At 69.8% G+C, this 16811-nt stretch carries 12 protein-coding genes and 1 tRNA gene; 11 read left to right on the top strand and 2 right to left on the bottom strand.

Features of this window, described 5'->3' with window-relative positions; all coding sequences use genetic code 11:
• Positions 1 to 39 precede the first annotated feature (39 nt).
• Positions 40 to 915, top strand: a complete 876-nt coding sequence (locus ABN028_RS08900; protein WP_349696263.1) for a DUF899 family protein — start codon at positions 40 to 42, stop codon at positions 913 to 915.
• Between the two features lie 12 nt (positions 916 to 927).
• On the opposite strand, the gene ABN028_RS08905 is transcribed toward ABN028_RS08900, so the two are convergent.
• Positions 928 to 999, bottom strand: a tRNA-Arg gene (locus tag ABN028_RS08905).
• A 57-nt stretch (positions 1000 to 1056) separates the two neighbouring features.
• On the opposite strand from ABN028_RS08905, the gene ABN028_RS08910 reads away from it, so the two are divergent.
• Together ABN028_RS08910 and ABN028_RS08915 are read left to right on the top strand one after the other, a co-directional pair.
• Entirely contained in the window at positions 1057 to 1854 is a 798-nt protein-coding gene (locus tag ABN028_RS08910) for a DALR anticodon-binding domain-containing protein (RefSeq protein WP_349696264.1), read from the top strand.
• 126 nt (positions 1855 to 1980) lie between these two features.
• Positions 1981 to 4212 carry a glycosyltransferase family 4 protein gene (locus ABN028_RS08915; RefSeq protein WP_349696265.1) on the top strand — a complete coding sequence of 744 codons (2232 nt, stop codon included), beginning with the start codon at positions 1981 to 1983 and terminating at the stop codon, positions 4210 to 4212.
• Here the strand turns inward: ABN028_RS08915 and ABN028_RS08920 are convergent.
• On the bottom strand, positions 4209 to 6389 hold the full coding sequence (locus ABN028_RS08920; protein ID WP_349696266.1) for a glycosyltransferase: 2181 nt from the start codon (positions 6387 to 6389) through the stop codon (positions 4209 to 4211). The two genes, ABN028_RS08915 and ABN028_RS08920, sit on opposite strands and share 4 nt — an antisense overlap.
• Before the next feature lie 387 nt (positions 6390 to 6776).
• Between ABN028_RS08920 and ABN028_RS08925 the strand changes: the two genes are divergently transcribed.
• From ABN028_RS08925 to rpmE, 8 genes are all read left to right on the top strand, one after another.
• Positions 6777 to 7577 (top strand): hypothetical protein, encoded by an 801-nt coding sequence (locus ABN028_RS08925; RefSeq protein ID WP_349696267.1) that lies wholly within the window; start codon positions 6777 to 6779, stop codon positions 7575 to 7577.
• A 1-nt stretch (position 7578) separates the two neighbouring features.
• Positions 7579 to 8607: a class I SAM-dependent methyltransferase gene (locus ABN028_RS08930; RefSeq protein WP_349696268.1), complete on the top strand. Its 1029-nt coding sequence runs from the start codon at positions 7579 to 7581 to the stop codon at positions 8605 to 8607.
• A 251-nt stretch (positions 8608 to 8858) separates the two neighbouring features.
• A complete protein-coding gene (gene lysA / locus ABN028_RS08935) occupies positions 8859 to 10262 on the top strand; it encodes a diaminopimelate decarboxylase (protein ID WP_349696269.1) in 1404 nt (467 codons plus the stop codon).
• Positions 10263 to 10410: 148 nt separating this feature from the next.
• Complete coding sequence (locus ABN028_RS08940; protein WP_349326006.1) at positions 10411 to 11724, top strand: homoserine dehydrogenase; 1314 nt, start codon at positions 10411 to 10413, stop codon at positions 11722 to 11724.
• Positions 11725 to 11915: 191 nt separating this feature from the next.
• Positions 11916 to 12995, top strand: a complete 1080-nt coding sequence (thrC, locus tag ABN028_RS08945) for a threonine synthase (RefSeq protein WP_349326007.1) — start codon at positions 11916 to 11918, stop codon at positions 12993 to 12995.
• Positions 12996 to 13009: 14 nt separating this feature from the next.
• Positions 13010 to 14026: a homoserine kinase gene (thrB, locus tag ABN028_RS08950; RefSeq protein WP_349696270.1), complete on the top strand. Its 1017-nt coding sequence runs from the start codon at positions 13010 to 13012 to the stop codon at positions 14024 to 14026.
• A 284-nt stretch (positions 14027 to 14310) separates the two neighbouring features.
• A complete protein-coding gene (gene rho / locus ABN028_RS08955) occupies positions 14311 to 16269 on the top strand; it encodes a transcription termination factor Rho (RefSeq protein ID WP_349696271.1) in 1959 nt (652 codons plus the stop codon).
• A gap of 188 nt (positions 16270 to 16457) precedes the next feature.
• Positions 16458 to 16691, top strand: coding sequence for a 50S ribosomal protein L31 (rpmE, locus tag ABN028_RS08960; RefSeq protein WP_349326010.1), 234 nt, complete (start codon positions 16458 to 16460; stop codon positions 16689 to 16691).
• Positions 16692 to 16811: the final 120 nt, after the last annotated feature.

Consider the following 16811-nt stretch of genomic DNA (forward strand, 5'->3'; position numbering starts at 1 on the left):
CCGCCAGAACAGTGGCCGGAACAGCATGAGGAGACAGTCATGACCGATGAATCAACACACTCGGGTGGGCTGATGCCCAGCGCCGGCAACGCACAGAGCCTGCCCACAGCCGTCGACCGGACAACCTTTCAGGCCGAACTGGACAGGCTACGGGTTCGGGAGAAGGCGCATACCCGCGAAGGGGACGCGATCGCGGCTGCCCGCCGACGGCTGCCGATGGTCGAGGTAGATGCCAGCCTCGAGCTGATCGGGCCTGACGGGCGGGTGACCTTGCGCGACGCGTTCGAAGGACGTCGGCAGCTCATCGCCTACTACTTCATGTGGTGGCCCGGCCGGCCCGCGCCCGGGCAGTGCGAAGGCTGCACGTTGTTCCTCGGCCAGGTCGGCGAGCTGTCCTACCTGCACTCCCGTGACATCACCTACGCCGTCTTCAGCCAGGGACGCAACACAGCGTTCGGCCCGGCCGATGCCCAGGTCTCGTACGACGAGAGCGGCCGCTATCGCGACTTCATGGGCTGGGACATGCCGTGGTACTCGGCACAGCCCTCCCTCGAGGAGTTGCTCGTCGGCCGCGAGCTCGGCCTGTTCCACCTCGTGTGCTACCTCCGAGACGGTGACCGCGTGTTCGAGACCTACTGGACGAGCCGTCGCGGCATCGAGGCAATGGACTACAGCTACGCGCTCATGGACGCCACCGTCTACGGACGCCAGGAATCATGGGAGGACTCGCCTCCCGACTGGCCGCAACAGTGCTCCATGCGGACCGACGGCGGCTCACCCGCTTGGCCACCAGCGTCGGAGTCGGGTGGACGCCCTGTCGCGCAGTGGGACCGCCTGGCGGCCGGACGCTCCGACGACCAACACTTGAGGATCACGCCCAGGGTGTTTCAGCTGGTCAGCGGTCGTTGTGAGTAGCCGACAGGAGAGCGCCCCCGGCAGGATTCGAACCTGCGCACACGGCTCCGGAGGCCGTTGCTCTATCCCCTGAGCTACGGGGGCCCGGGGCGGAGAAAGGTTATCAGGGAGCCTGGCTCGTGCCCCGACTAGGCTGGCGCGGTGTTTCCCGCCCGGCTGGCCGCCGCGATCCGTACGGCGATAGCCGAGGTCGTCCCGCCAACGACCGAGTTACCCGACGCCACGCCGGCCGCATGGATCCGGCGACCGCGCCGCGTCACGTACGGCGACTTCGCCACACCCGCCGCCCGGCGCTGGTCCGCTATGACCGGTATCCCCACTGCGCAGCTTGCCGAGCGGCTCGCGGCCGGGTTGCGCGGCGTCGAGGGGGTTGCCGAGTGCGAGGTGGCAGGCGACGGCTTCGTCAACATTCGGGTCGACGCCCGCGCATTGGCAGACATCGTGCGCGAAATCGTGAAGGCGGGGCAGGCGTACGGGCGAAAGGATCATCCCGGCCTGGAGGGCCCGGCCACCGTTCCAAGGCACGTCCCGTCACCTGCCCTGGCGGACGAGGTGCGGTACGCCCACGCGCGCATGTGCGGTTTTCTCCGCGCGGCCGGGGCGTTGGGGATCGACCTCGATCCCGACCGCGACTCCGCCCGGATGACGACGGAACGCATCCGCCCGCTGGTGTGCGCACTCGCGGAGTTCCCGGCCGTGGTCGCCCGGAGCGGGCGGGCGGGCCGACCGGAACGCACGTCCCAACGCCCACTCGACCGGTACCTCAACGAGGTGCTCCGCCTCGTCGAACGGTTCGAGGACGCGGGCGGGATCCTGCCGAAGGGCCCGGAGGAGCCGTCGCCGAGCCACCGCACCCGGCTGCTGGTCGTGGACGCCACCCGGATCGTGCTTGCGGACGCGCTGGGCCTGCGCGGCCTCGACGCGCCGACGCACTGGTGACGCCCGCGCACCGTCGAGACCCCAGATGGCGCAAGGTATGTCGGCGCGCGCCGATGATCCGAGCTGATCGCTATTGTTCGCCGGATGGTGTGTCCTGACCGAGCGCCCCGGGTCGGAGGATGACAGGTGACCGACGTTCTCGTCATCGGCAGCCCCAGTTCGAGCGCCGGCGGGCTCGCCCGGATCGCCGGCGACTTCACCTCGTCCGGATGCACCGTACGCGTGGCCCTCGCGGTCACTCCCAGGCACGCCATCCCGAACGATGTGCGGGAGGCGCTACGGGTCGCCGAGATCCGGCAGTTGCGCACGAGTCTCACCGGGCGCCGGGCGGGTGTCGCTCCACGCCGGGGATCGGCCGCGTGGGCAAGGGTCGTCCTGCGGAATGCGGTCGTACGCGCAGGCGTCCGCATCGGCGGACCGTCCCGAAGGGCCTGGTTACTGGCGAAGTACGACCCGTGGCTGCGCCGTTCGGCTGTCAAAGCCGACGTGATCCTCGCCGCCGACCGGCATGCGCTTCGGGCGGCGCGGCACGCGGGCACCCATGGGACGAACGCCGTCGTCGCGGCCGTCGGCGACAGGACGTACGCAGAACTGCGTGACCGGGCGATCGGAGTCCGTCCGCTCCAGCGGTTGCTGCACACCCGCTCCGCCGACCAACCACCGCAGGCGGCGGTTCTCGCCGCGTGGCGGAAGGTGGCGGCCGACCCGGGCGACCTGTGCCACCGTCCCTTCGTTGCCAAGGTAGTCGAGATCACCAAGGCCCTACGCCGGCACGAAGCGCTTGATGCCACCGAGGAAGTCGGCCGGTCGGCGTTGGACCTCCCGCTCTCCGCGTTGGACAGGGACCGGATCAGGCTCGAGCTCGTCATGGTCCGGATCTCCCGTGGTGATCTCCCCGACGAGCTGGACGAGACGGCACGCGCGATGGTGCGGCACGCGGACGAGCACCTGCGTGCGGGCAGAACGAGGCTCGCCGCCGCGTTCGCCCTGGACGTGGCCGACGCGATGTTCAGCCGTGAGCTGCACGCCGACGCGTTGAGCACGCCGCTGGTCGAGGCACCCGAGGAGTTCCTGGCGCCGCTGCACGAGTCGCTGACGTTCCGCGCGCTCGCGGCGCGGTCGGGCGCCCTCGCCGACGCAGACGGTCCCGGTGCCGCGGACGCGCGATTTCGCGGTGGTCCCTCACCCCGTCCGCCACTGGGGCGAACGAAGGGCAGGCGTCCGCACCGGATCCTCGTCGTACCCGGTGACTATCCCCACTTCACCCAGGGGATCATCAGCACCCTGGCAAGCTACGACGATGCCGACCTGCGGGTCCTGTCGCTGCGCGAACCGGGCGTGAACCGGCGGAAGAAGCGCCTCACGATGGTGACCGACCGGCTGAACGACGCGCGCGGCGCGCCGCCTCCTCCGCTCGAGCAACGAGACGCAGAGCTCCTGGCCTGGCCGGACACGATCTTCGTCGACTGGTGTGACAACGCCGCGCAGTGGGTCGCCCTCCACGCACCTTCCCACGTCCGGCTCGTGGTCCGGCTGCACAGCCTGGAGGCGATCTCGCCCCAGCCACACCTGATCGACTGGTCGCGGGTGTCCGACGTGGTCTTCGTCGCCCAGCACGTCCGCCACCTGGTCGAGCGCGCCGTCCCCGGCGTCGCCGCCGCGGGACGCATCCACGTGATCCCCAACGAGATGCGGTTGCGGCGCTTCGGCCTTCCCAAGCGCCCGGGCGCCGAACGCACGGTGGCCATGGTCGGGTGGGCGCAACAGGTCAAGGACCCCCTGTGGGCGCTGGAAGTGCTCGCCCAACTGCGTGGCCACGACCCGAGCTGGCGACTGCGGCTCATCGGCCACGACTTCTCCGATCGACAGCACCGCAGCGCACTGCGCTACCGGGACCGGTTCCGGGCCCGCGCCGAGGACGGCGACGTCCGCGACGCCCTGGACCGCGTCCCCTACACCGACGATCTCCCCGAGGCGTTGCGCGACGCCGGGTTCATCCTGAGTGCCAGCCGGCGGGAGGGGTTTCCGGTGGGTACGACCGAGGGCGCCGCCTCGGCAGCGGTGCCGGTCATCCGGGACTGGCCGATGTATGCATCCGCAGGTGGCGCGCGCGGGATCTACCCGGTGGAATGGGTGGTCGAGACGCCCGTCGAGGCCGCGACCCGGATCCTCGCGTACGCCGACCACGGCGCCAGAGACAGGGCCGGACAGGCCGCACGCGACCACGTGGTCGCGCACCTGGACTGGACAGTCGTCGAACCGCGGTTCCGCGAGATTCTGCTGGGTCCTGTCTCCCAGATGGCGCCGGTCAGGCGAGGGGCGTCGCGAGTCAGGCGTGATGTGGGCGCAGGACACTAGCTGAGAGGACTGCCCCGGCGGCAGGCGAGTTCGTGGAGCACACCGGCGGCGGCGTCCACATCGCCCACGGGTGAGGCGAAGGTGAGCGGCCTGGTGCTCAGCGGGCTACCAGCCTCGACCAGACCCCATACCGGCCGGCCGGTCCCGGTGTAGTCGCTCCACTTCGACGGGAGATACGGATTGCGCTCATGGCTGTCCGCCGTCAAGGCGTCGTTGACAATCAGGCAGTCGAACTTCGTCGCGAGGTTCAGGAACGCGAGGAACCGTACGTAGCCGTTGCTGCGTACGATGTCGCCGATCTGTAGGTCGTCAACATGACCTTGCAGGTCCGCGGGCTTGCTGGTGAAGACGTGCAGTCGAAGGCGGGCGCGGACGTCGGGTTCGAGCCGGGCAAGTGCCTGGAGCACGTCTCCCAAACCCCGGGTGGCGTAGAAGTTGCCGAAGTACGCGAGGTTGACGACCGACTGATCAAGTACGTAAGGGTGCTGGACCATCGAGTAGAACGCGGGGGCCAGCGTCGGATGCGGCGAGATCACGGACTTCTCCCGGGCCATGTCCGCGACCTCGGCGATCGGGCAGTAGCTCAGCATGTAGTCGCGCTGGTTCTCGTTGGTGAAGACGATCGAGTCCGCACACGCGTAGGCGAGGTACTCACACCAGTCCAGGCAGTTCCGCGATCCCAGCAACGGAATGTCTTTGCGCTTGAGTTCTGACTGCACCATGTCGAGGAGGGGTCCCGGCGAGATGGGTGCCCGTCGTTCGGCGCCGGCGACATCGCGCGCCGCCGGATCGGAGAACTCCGCGGTCCAGGCAACCGTCGGATTCCTGAGCTTGTACGCAGCGGCGAGAAAGTGCGAGGCCGGCCACATCACCCTGCTGTAGAGCCGGTCATAGGTGCCTTTGGCGCGTTCCAGCGCGCTGATCCTGGCGAGGCCCTCGGCGCAGAACGCCTCGATGGCGGCCCAGTTGGAGAAATAGGTCGGGCTGTCGATGGCGAGCTCGTTCTCGACGTACGGTCCGCAGATCCGGCGCAGGCTCGGGTCCCGCTCACGGTTCTTGTCCATGCTGTTGAACACGACGTCGACGATGTCGGCGCGGTCGCGCACCCGCTTGGCCATGACCACGGCGCTGGAGTCGTTGTACGGCGCGAAGCAGTAGGCGACGGCGAGGGCCCGTGCCATCCCGGCGTTGAGACGTTCGTACGGGAAGTTCTCGAGTTCGTACTCGTCGAGCAGTTGGACGACGCGTGGGTGAGCCGCCGGATTCTGCCGCAGGTACGCGTTGAGCACGTCGACCTGCGCGTCGACCTGCCGGCACAGCAGGTCGAGGGTCGCGGGGTCGCAGTCGTGGGAGAGCGCGTCGAGCTGGGCGATGACCTCCAGGCGTACGACGACGTCGGATTCGAAGTCAGGTGGGTCGGAAGGTTCGGCGGCGGAGCCGGCGGCCCGATGGTAGGTGGCCTCGCCGTCGGCCACCAGCGTCTCCCGGAGACCGCAACGGTGGTCCGCCAACATGGCCATGAAGAAGACGACGTCATGGGCAGATCTCGGTGTCGCATCGCGTTCGACCTGCTTGGCTAAGGCCGCTGGGACCAGCGTGCCCGCGCTGGACATGAGCGCCTCGGCAACGGTCGGCGGGTCGCCGCCCGCGACTGGGACCACGGGGGCCAGCAGGATCGTCTCGTCGTCGGCGTGCTTGAGCAGAGACTCGAGATAACCGGGGGAGATCCGGTCGCGGGCGTCGACGAAGGCGATGAACGGTCGTCGCGCCGCCGCCACGCCGATATCGCGGTGGCAGAAGACTCCGATCCCGGAGAGCTCGACGGCCCTCAGGGTCATTGGCTGCTCGGCCGATTCGGAGAGTACGCGGTCGAGTTCGCCTGGAGCGCCTTCGACGACGACAATGACCTCGAAGGAATCTACCGAGAGTGTCTGCGACCTGATCGAGTCGAGACAGCCGGCCAGATCGTCGCCACTGCGGTAGGAGATGACGACGCTGACGCCGTCAGCGTAGGGACCGGCGCCGACCGGCTCGTCACCGCGAGGCCCAGTAGCGGATTCGGTAGCGGATTCGGTCGCGGAGCCGGACGCCGAATCGGACTCGTCGGAGTCGCGCCGCCCACCGAGTTCGGGAATCCACTGATCGACCAGCGCTTCGGTGACGGAACGCTCGCCCATGGGCAGTTGCCATGGGCGTCGCGTGGCCGCGCTGGAAGCGTCGGCGTCTCTTGTCGGCGACATGTGGTTCACCACGTGTTTCCCCCCGGTTTGTTTCTCGGTCAATTCTTCGAATGTCTGCCGACGTGCTGCCGCGAATGGGCGGGTGCAAAGAAGGCGCGGTGACCGAGTGTGTCCGGGGCTTGCGGTCGTACGCTACCAATTCGTCGGCGTGTCCGCGGACCAGATATCCGTAAGCTGCTTAGCTACCGTTCGGCGAGGCGAGACTGTTCACAATGGCGCGTGTTCACTAATGGCAAGACTGTGCGGTCTGAGAAGGCCGCGGCCCTGGAGACCATCCCACCGGTCGCACGGCCACTCATTCCGTCCAGTCGCGGGAGGTTGAGCGTGGCTGACATCACACTGGCCCCGAAGGATCGCTCCCCGGCCTCGGTCGAGCTCCTCGACATGGGCGACGCGGACTGGGCACGTCGCACGCTGCTCGTGATCACGGCTGAACCGCGGGCGGCATCGGCCAGCCTGATGCTGCCGTTCACCCGGGCGCGCGTCTCGCGCGACGGGGACCTCCACGACGCGGAGGCGCTTGCCGGAACCTGCTTCGACACCGTGGTCATCGACGGCCCTGCGCTCGGGCCCGTGCGCCGCGACCTCGCCGCGGCCTGGGCCAGCGAGCACGTCCGTCCAGGCGGCCGGGTCGTGATTCTCCTGGAGCCCTCCGCCGGCGGATCGGATGCCACGGGTGCGCTCACGGGGCTCGCGTGGCTTGGCGTTGCCACCCTCGACGGTCACCCCTGTGCCGTCCTTCGCCCGGCCGGTGGGGCAGGCCGGCCGAACGCAGCGGAGACGAGGGCTGACATCGCGGGCCGGCTGACGGCCGCGGCCCAGACCTTGCTGGCGATGCCTCAGGCCGGGCGGGCGGGCAGGCCCGCGTCATCCGCCCTCCACCGGGCGAAGAGGGACCGCGAGGACAGCGAGAAGGCCCTGCTTCATCACCTGCGTACGTTGGCGAAGGAGCTCGCCGACGAGCGACGCCTGCGGATCGCGGCCGAAGAGCGGCATCGCGACCTCGAACGCCGACACAGGACGCTGGAGACCCGGTACGCCCGGCTCCGCGACTCCAAGCTTGGCTCGGCGACGGTGCGCTACTGGCAGCTGCGGAAGAACCTCCGCCGGAGGTTGGACGGTTGACGTGAACGTGACACTTCGACAGGTCAGGTCCCACGGTCCTCTGCGGGCGGTGGGCTGGCTGATGCTCGGGATGGGCAGCTGGGTGGTCCTGGTGGCGGGATTCGCGAGCATCACGCGGCCCGGGACCCCGGTCGTCGCCGTACTCCTTGCGTTCGGACCGGTCCTCGGCGGCCTACTCCACCTGCAGCTTCAGAACCGCGCCCTCCTGCGCCGGCTCGACCGCCTGGCGAAGGCCCAGGTCACGACCACCAAGGACGTCGCCGCCACGAGGCAGCGGCTGGACGCGGTTGCCGACGCGACTGTCAGTCGCACAGTCCTGTCCAAGGTCCTGAAGGACACCGCCAGCGACGTGATCACCCGGACCCGCCGCGGTGTCGCGGTCGACCTGTTGCTCACCTATCGCCAGCTCGAAGCGCTCCAGAACATCTACGCGGTCGCGGGCGTCGACCGGCCGATGCCGCCGACCCGCGGCTGGGCGTCATCACCTGACCTGCTGCTCCTTCTCACCGACCTCGTCGAGCGCGCGCGGCCGTCGCTCATCGTCGAATGCGGCAGCGGCACCTCGACGCTGTGGTTCGCCATGGTGCTGCGGCGGTTCGAGATCCCGGGACGGGTGATCGCGCTCGAGCACCAGCAGCAGTTCGTCGACAACCTGCGCGACCGGCTGGACGGGCACGGGCTCGGCGGCCTGGTGGACGTCCGCTACGCCCCACTGGAGCCCGTCCGCGTGGGCGAGGCGGAATTCCAGTGGTACGCCCGCGATGCGTGGAAAGACCTGAAGGACGTCGATCTGCTCTTCGTCGACGGTCCGCCCGGCATCCTGGGTGAGCATGCCCGACTGCCGGCGCTTCCGCTGCTCGCCGACCACCTGCACCCGGACGGCGTGGTCGTGCTCGACGACATGATCCGTACGGACGAGCAGGAGGTCCTCGCGGAGTGGCTGCGGACCTGCCCGGACTTCACCGCCGAAGAGGTACCCCTGGAGAAGAACGCCGCACTGCTCCGCCGTCGGCGGCCGTCCGGCTCCTGATCGTCGGGCCGCCGCCTGGGGTCTCGGCCGCGGCAGCGCCAGTGCAGCCGGGCGAGAATGACCACGCTGAGCATGCCTGTGATCCCCCTGCGAGGCGTCGACACCTGGCTGGTGGTCGTTCGCCTGGCTGACCAGGCCACGTACCCCGAGCCGTCACCCCGCTGCCGGCTTCCAGGACGGGCGCGCCAGTGCGAATGCCCGAGGCGCCACCCCCGCTGCGGCTTCCAGGACGGGCGCGCCAGGATGGTGGCGTGAGTAGAGCGCATGAAGCCGGTGCCCTCCATGCCGGGGTCGGGCACCGCGGCCCCGCCTGGCTGCGTCCGCCCGAAGACCCCGACGGCCTCGTCGCCGGCCTGTGGCCCCGCAACGTGACCAAGACCTCCGCCGGCGTCCTCGATGTCGCGGGCGTCGCCGTCACCGAGCTGGCCCGCGAGTTCGGCACGCCTGCCTACGTCATCGACGAGGACGACTTCCGCGCCCGCTGCCGGGAGTTCCGCGACGGGTTCTCCGGCTGGCACGTCTACTACGCCGCCAAGGCGTTCCTCTGTGCGGCGATCGTGCGCTGGGTCGCCGAGGAAGGGCTGCGGCTCGACGTCTGCACCGGCGGTGAGCTGGCCGCGGCGCTTCGCGCCGGCTTCCCTCCCGAACGCATCAAGATGCACGGGAACAACAAGTCGCTGTCGGAGCTGGCCCGCGCACTCGACGAGGGCGTCGGCCGGATCGTGGTCGATTCCTACGACGAGATCGACCGGCTCGCCAAGCTCGCCACCGACCGCGGCGTCCGTGCGTCCGTCCTGGTGAGGGTCAAGGTGGGTGTCGAGGCACACACCCACGAGTACATCGCGACCGCCCACGAGGACCAGAAGTTCGGCTTCTCACTCGCCGGGGGCGACGCCGCCCACGCCGTGGAGCGGGTCCTTGCCGAGCCTGCCCTGGAGCTTGCCGGCCTGCACTCGCACATCGGCTCGCAGATCTTCGACACCTCGGGCTTCGAGGTGGCTGCCCGCCGGGTCGTCGGTCTGCACGCGCAGGTCCGCGAACGCCATGGCGTCGAGCTCGCCGAACTCTGCCTGGGCGGCGGCTTCGGCATCGCCTACACCACCCAGGACGACCCGGAGCCGCCGGCACAGCTGGCGGCGGAGCTGGGCGCGATCGTCGAGCACGAATGCCGGGCGTCGGGGATCACCACCCGGCCGCAGCTGTCGATCGAACCCGGACGGGCGATCGTCGGTCCGGCCGTCTTCACGCTGTACGAGGTGGGCACGGTGAAGGTGGTCGAGCTCGACGCGAAGGCCTCGCGTACCTACATCGCGGTCGACGGCGGCATGAGCGACAACATCCGTTCGGCGCTCTACGACGCCGACTACTCCTGCACGCTGGCATCCCGGCGCTCGGTCGCTCCGCCCGTGCTCAGCCGGGTCGTCGGCAAGCACTGCGAGGCCGGCGACATCATCGTCAAGGACGAGTTCCTGCCCGGCGACGTCCACCCTGGTGACCTGCTGGCGGTGCCGGCGACGGGGGCCTACTGCCGGTCGCTGGCCAGCACCTACAACCACGTCCCGCGCCCGCCGGTGGTCGCCGTCCGCGGGGGCGACGCCCGTCTTGTCGTACGCCGTGAGACGGAGGACGATCTCCTGCGACTCGACGTGTGGTGAGACATAGTCTCGGAGTCCGGACGCCGGAGGCAAGAATCTGCGGCGGTACCCAGACTTGGGTGGTCATGGTGGGCGGTGACGGACGAATGCCACCGACACCTGACCGGGCGGGTCGAGACGCGCAGACGGGCGAAGGGTTGCGGATCGGATGAACGGCGTCGGGCGAGGTGAGCCCCTCAAGGTGGCCCTCCTGGGCTGCGGTGTGGTCGGTACCCAGGTGGTCCGGCTGCTGACCGAGCACCAGGACGATCTCGCCGCCAGGGTCGGCGCGCCGCTCGAACTGGCCGGCATCGCGGTCCGCCGGGCGGGGCGGCGGCGTGACGTGCCGGTGGACCCGAGCCTGTTCACGACGGACGCGGCCGCGCTGGTCAGGCGTACCGACATCGATCTCGTCGTCGAGGTGATCGGCGGCATCGAGCCCGCCCGCTCCCTCATCCTCGGCGCCCTGGAGCACGGTGCCTCCGTCGTCACCGCCAACAAGGCGCTGCTCGCCGAGGACGGGTCCTCGCTGTTCTCCGTCGCGCAGAAGTACGGTGCCGACCTCTACTACGAGGCCGCCGTCGGCGCGGCGATCCCGCTGATCCGGCCGCTGCGGGAGTCGTTGGCCGGCGACCGCGTCACACGCGTGCTCGGCATCGTCAACGGCACCACCAACTACATCCTCGACCGGATGGACGCCGAGGGTGCCGGGTTCGCGGAGGCGCTCGAGGACGCCCAGGCCCTCGGCTACGCCGAAGCCGACCCGACGGCCGACGTCGAGGGGTTCGACGCGGCGGCGAAGGCAGCGATCCTCGCCGGTCTGGCGTTCCACACGAGGGTCACCGCATCCGACGTCCACCGGGAGGGCATCGCCGAGGTGACCGCCACCGACGTTGCCAGCGCGCGGGCCATGGACTGCGTGGTCAAGCTCCTGGCGATCGCGGAGCTGGCACCGGGCGGGGAACAGTTGGGCGTCCGCGTCCACCCGGCGATGATCCCGCGGGCGCATCCGCTCGCCAGCGTCCGTGAGGCGTACAACGCGGTCTTCGTCGAGAGCGCGGCCGCCGGGCAGCTGATGTTCTACGGGTCGGGTGCGGGTGGCGCGCCGACGGCCAGTGCCGTCCTCGGCGATCTCGTCGCCGTCGCGCGCCACCGCGTGCAGGGGGTCACCGGGGTGGGCGAGTCGACCTACGCCCAGCTGGCCGTGAGACCGATGGGGGAGACCCCGACCCGCTACCACATCTCGCTCGACGTCGATGACAAGGCGGGCGTGCTGGCGGCCGTCGCCGACGCGTTCGCCCAGCAGGGCGTCTCGATCCAGACCGTACGCCAGGAAGGCCGCGGCGCGGATGCGCAGCTCGTCGTGGTGACCCACCAGGCGCCCGACCGGGCGCTTGCCGCTACCGTCGATGAACTGGTGAAACTCGGCGTCGTCCGCGAGGTCCTCAGCGTGATGCGCGTCGAGGGCCTCGGCGAGGAGTAGGTGGCGTGGGCGCGGCGACGACTGAGCCGGGCGCCAGGGACAATGACCACGCTGCCCATGCGGGTGTGCCCCTACCAGGTGTCGATGCCTCGCCCGGGTTCTGCGAGCATGCCTAGCGTGGTCATTTGCAGGACAGGCGGCCGCCCCGGAGTCGCCTGGACGGCCGACTGTACGGCTGAGGAGAGAGCCTGATGGCGGAAGTGTCGCGGCTGTGGCGGGGTGTCATCGAGGAGTACCGCGCATGGCTGCCCGTCAGCCCCACGATGCCGGTCGTGACCCTCGGCGAGGGCGGGACCCCGCTGGTGGCGTCCGCCTGGCTCTCTGAGGCAACCGGCTGCGAGGTGTGGGTCAAGGTCGAAGGGGACAACCCGACCGGTTCGTTCAAGGACCGTGGCATGACGATGGCCGTGTCCCGTGCCGCTGATGCCGGCGTCAAGGTGGTCATCTGTGCCTCGACCGGCAACACCAGCGCCTCCGCCGCGGCCTATGCCGTACGTGCGGGGCTGGTGCCGGTCGTCCTCGTCCCGGAGGGACGCATCGCGCAGGGCAAGCTCGCGCAGGCGATCGTGCACCGGGCGCGCCTGGTCCAGGTCAAGGGCAACTTCGACGACTGCCTGAAGCTCGCGCGTGGCCTGTGCGAGCAGTACTCCGCGGTCCTCGTCAACTCCGCCAACCCCGACGGCTACCGGCTGGCCGGTCAGAAGACGGCGGCCTTCGAGATCGTCGACGTCCTCGGCGACGCGCCCGACATCCACGTGCTACCGGTGGGCAACGCCGGCAACATCACCGCCTACTGGGCGGGTTATCAGGAGTACGCCAAAGCCGGACGGGCGCAGCGTCTTCCCCGGATGTGGGGCTTCCAGGCGGCGGGCGCGGCCCCGATCGTGAGCGGAGCGCCGGTGGAGCATCCCGAGACCGTCGCCACCGCGATCCGGGTCGGCAACCCCGCACGGTGGGGAGACGCCGTGGCGGCGCGGGACGAGTCCGGCGGGCGGATCGACGCCGTACCGGACGAGGCGATCCTCGCCGCACAGGCCGGGCTCGCCGCTCGTGACGGGGTGTTCGTCGAACCCGCGTCGGCAGTGGGCGTCGCGGGCCTGCTCCGGGTGGCAGAAGCGGGCGAACTCGACCGGGGGCAGACCGTGGTGATCACCGTCACCGGGCACGGACTGAAGGATGTCGCCACCCCGCTCGAGGTGGCCGGTGACGTCGGCGCGATCGTCGTACCGCCCGAACCCGACGCCGCGGCCCGCGCGCTCGATCTGGACTGACCGCGGTGGGTGGCGTGCGCTTTCGTGCGGACCCGGTACGCGTCCGGGTGCCGGCGACGAGCGCGAACCTCGGCCCCGGCTTCGACGCATTGGGCCTGGCGCTGGGGATGTACGACGAACTCCAGGTGCGGCCGACCCCCTCCGGACTCACCGTCGAGGTCGTGGGTGAGGGCGCCGCCCTGGTTCCCCGCGACGGGACGAACCTCGTCGTCCGGGCGCTCAGGACGGCGCTGGACGAACTGGGCGGCCAGCCGCCGGGCCTCGCCCTCACGTGTACGAACCGGATCCCGCACGGCCGTGGGATGGGTTCCTCCGCGGCCGCCATCGTCGCCGGGATCGTCGCCGCGCGTGCCCTGGTGTCAGACGGAGGCACAGGACTCGACGATGCGGCCGTGATCGCGCTGGGCTCGGCGCTCGAAGGCCATCCGGACAACGTGGCCGCCTGCGTGCTGGGTGGGCTGACGATCGCATGGACTCCAGCGGGGTCCCGCGCCCGGGCGATCCGGTTGGAGCCGGTCTCGGTGGCACTGGTCGTCTTCGTCCCGGACAGTCCACTTGCGACCGAAACCGCCCGTGCTGCCCTTCCGGACCTAGTGCACCATGCCGATGCGGCCGTGAACGCCGGCCGGGCGGCACTTCTCGTCGCCGCGCTCGCCGGAGGCCACCCCGCGCTCGCCGGAGGCCGCGCCGCGCCGGCAGAGGTGGACATCGACCTCTTGCTCGCGGCGACCGAGGACCGGCTCCACCAGCCCTATCGGGCGTCAGCCATGCCAGCCTCGGCGGCGCTCGTCGCGGACCTGCGTGCACGGGGGGTCCCAGCCGTGGTGTCAGGCGCCGGACCGTCCGTCCTCGCGTTTGCCCCGTGGGGTACGGCTCACAGGCTGGCAGAGGCGGCACCCACCGGGTTCCGTGCGTACGAGGTCCCTCTCGACCTCGACGGCGCCCGGATCTTGCCTCCGACTGACGGGAATTCATCACCGTGGGAAGATGTTGAGCAGGGTGAGGGAGCCAGGCCCGAGAGATTCTGTTAGGCTCCCTATCGGGCCGGAGCCCTTGTTATGGCCCCTGGTGCCATCTCGCCACGATTCCGGGAAGCGTTTCTTTCGCTGTCATCAGATTTCTGTGGCGTCCCCGTTGAGGCCTGTGCACTCTTTGTGCGCAACAGGCATACAACTGGTGGACCCGGACTCGTCGAGAGCTCGTTCACTCGTGCACATGAGGCACGACTCCAACAGGGAGGACCCGGCAATTTGCCGGCAACGACAAGTCGGCACGCCATCGAAACGGCCGACACCACGCGTGGGAAGGACCTCACGTGACCGAAACCACTGATCTCACCACCGCACCGGGTTCTGACGCCCACGCCGGGGATGCATCCGCTACCGAAGACGGCGGCACCCCGACACGCCGTCGCCGTGCGAGTGGCCTCGCGGGCATGGTGCTCGCAGAACTCCAGCAGGTTGCGCAGGGCCTTGGCATCACGGGTACCGCCCGGATGCGCAAGAGCCAGCTGATCGACGCCATCAAGGCGGCGCAGGCGGCTGGTGGCCAGGCAACCGACGGAGGCTCGGCCTCGGCGGACCGCCCCGCGTCGAAGCGCGACCGCCGGACGCAGTCTGCCGAAGGGCAGACCCAGATCGACATCGCCGACGGCCAGTCGGAGGGTGGCGACGCCACCCGGTCCCGCGGTCGCCGGGCGGACAAGCAGGACAAGCAGAACGGCCAGCAGGCCGACACCGACGGCGACCGTGCCGCCGACCGGGGCGAAGAGGCCGCGGCCAAGGACGGCACCGAAGGCCGGGGCGACAACTCGTCTGAGTCCGGGCGCGACGGTGGGCGCGAGTCTCGCGGCTCGGGCCGCGACGGCGGCCGGGGCGGCCGTGACGGCCGTGACGGTGGCCGTGACAACAACCGTGACGGCGGCCGGGGCAGCCGCGAGCACAGCAGCCAGAACCAGCGGGACGGCGGCCGCGACAACCGCGACAGCCGCGACGGCGACGACGACGAAGGTGGTCGCGGGCGTCGGCGGAGGCGTTCGCGTGATCGCTTCCGCGATCGCAGGAGTGGTGGCGGACGCAGCGACCGTTACGACGGCGAGCCGCAGGTCAACGAGGACGACGTTCTCATCCCGGTGGCCGGCATCCTCGACGTGCTCGACAACTACGCGTTCGTCCGCACGAGCGGGTTCCTGCCCGGCCCCAACGACGTCTACGTCTCCCTCGCGATGGTCAAGAAGTACGGCCTGCGCAAGGGCGATGCGATGAGCGGCGCCATCCGCCAGCCGCGCGAAGGTGAACGCCGGGAGAAGTTCAACCCGCTGGTCCGTGTGGACACGGTCAACGGTGCCGACCCGGAGCTGTCCAGGCAGCGGCCCGACTTCGGCAAGCTCACCCCGCTGTACCCGCAGGAGCGGCTCCGGCTCGAGACCGAGCCGAACATCCCGACGACCCGGATCATCGACCTGATCGCTCCGATCGGCAAGGGCCAGCGGGCGTTGATCGTGTCGCCGTCCAAGGCCGGTAAGACGCTGATCATGCAGGCGATCGCTAACGCGATCACCCAGAACAACCCCGAGGCCCACCTCATGGTCGTGCTCGTCGACGAGCGGCCCGAGGAGGTCACCGACATGCAGCGGGCGGTCAAGGGTGAGGTCATCGCCTCCACCTTCGACCGGCCGGCCGACGACCACACGACCGTTGCCGAGCTCGCGATCGAGCGGGCCAAGAGGCTGGTCGAGCTGGGCCACGACGTGGTCGTGCTGCTCGACTCGATCACCAGGCTCGGTCGTGCGTACAACCTCGCGGCTCCCGCGAGCGGCCGGATCCTGTCCGGTGGTGTGGACTCGAGCGCCCTGTACCCGCCCAAGCGGTTCTTCGGCGCGGCCCGCAACATCGAGCACGGGGGATCGCTCACCATCATCGCGACTGCCCTGATCGAGACCGGCTCGAAGATGGACGAAGTGATCTTCGAGGAGTTCAAGGGCACCGGCAACATGGAGCTCCGGCTGCGCCGGGAGTACGCCGACAAGCGGATCTTCCCCGCCATCGACGTCGACGCGTCCAGCACCCGGCGCGAAGAGCTGCTCATGGGCAAGGAGGAGCTCGGCATCGTGTGGAAGCTCCGTCGGGTGATGTCGGGGCTCGACGGCCAGCAGGCCCTCGAGCTACTGCTCAACCGGCTCAAGGACACGCGAAGCAACGTCGAGTTCCTGATGCAGATCAACAAGACGATGCCGGGTGCCGGCGGGAACTCCTCGTCGCGCGACGACGACTGACCCGTCCTACATCTGAATCGGTGCACGGACCCGGAGCGGTCCTCGGCAGTCGGCGCGGGAATGCGCCGACTGCCGGGGCCGTTGCTCCGGGTGGCTGAACAGATGGGAAACTACATGCGCTGGCACCGGTTCACGCCCACCCAGCTGGGTGACGGCGACCCGGCGCTCTACAAAAGCGGAGGAAACCTGTGAAGTCTGGCATTCACCCTGACTACATCGAGACGACGGTGACGTGCACGTGTGGCAACGCGTTCACCACCCGCAGCACCGCCCGGAACGGCTCGATCCACACCGACGTGTGTTCGGCCTGCCACCCCTTCTACACCGGCAAGCAGAAGATCCTCGACACCGGTGGTCGCGTGGCCCGCTTCGAGAAGCGGTACGCCAAGGCGCAGTCGAAGGACAAGCAGAACAAGAAGTAGCACCCCAACAGCGCCGGTCGGCGGGGCCCGTTCACGGGTTCCCGCGTGGCCGGCGCTGTCGCGTCCGGGCGCGGTTGACCAGGCTCGGTCGCGCATGCGGGCGAGGGCCGCTGTCCGACC

Origin of the sequence: Actinopolymorpha sp. B17G11, from assembly GCF_040196095.1 — a bacterium.
In the GTDB taxonomy this organism is placed as follows: domain Bacteria; phylum Actinomycetota; class Actinomycetes; order Propionibacteriales; family Actinopolymorphaceae; genus Thermasporomyces.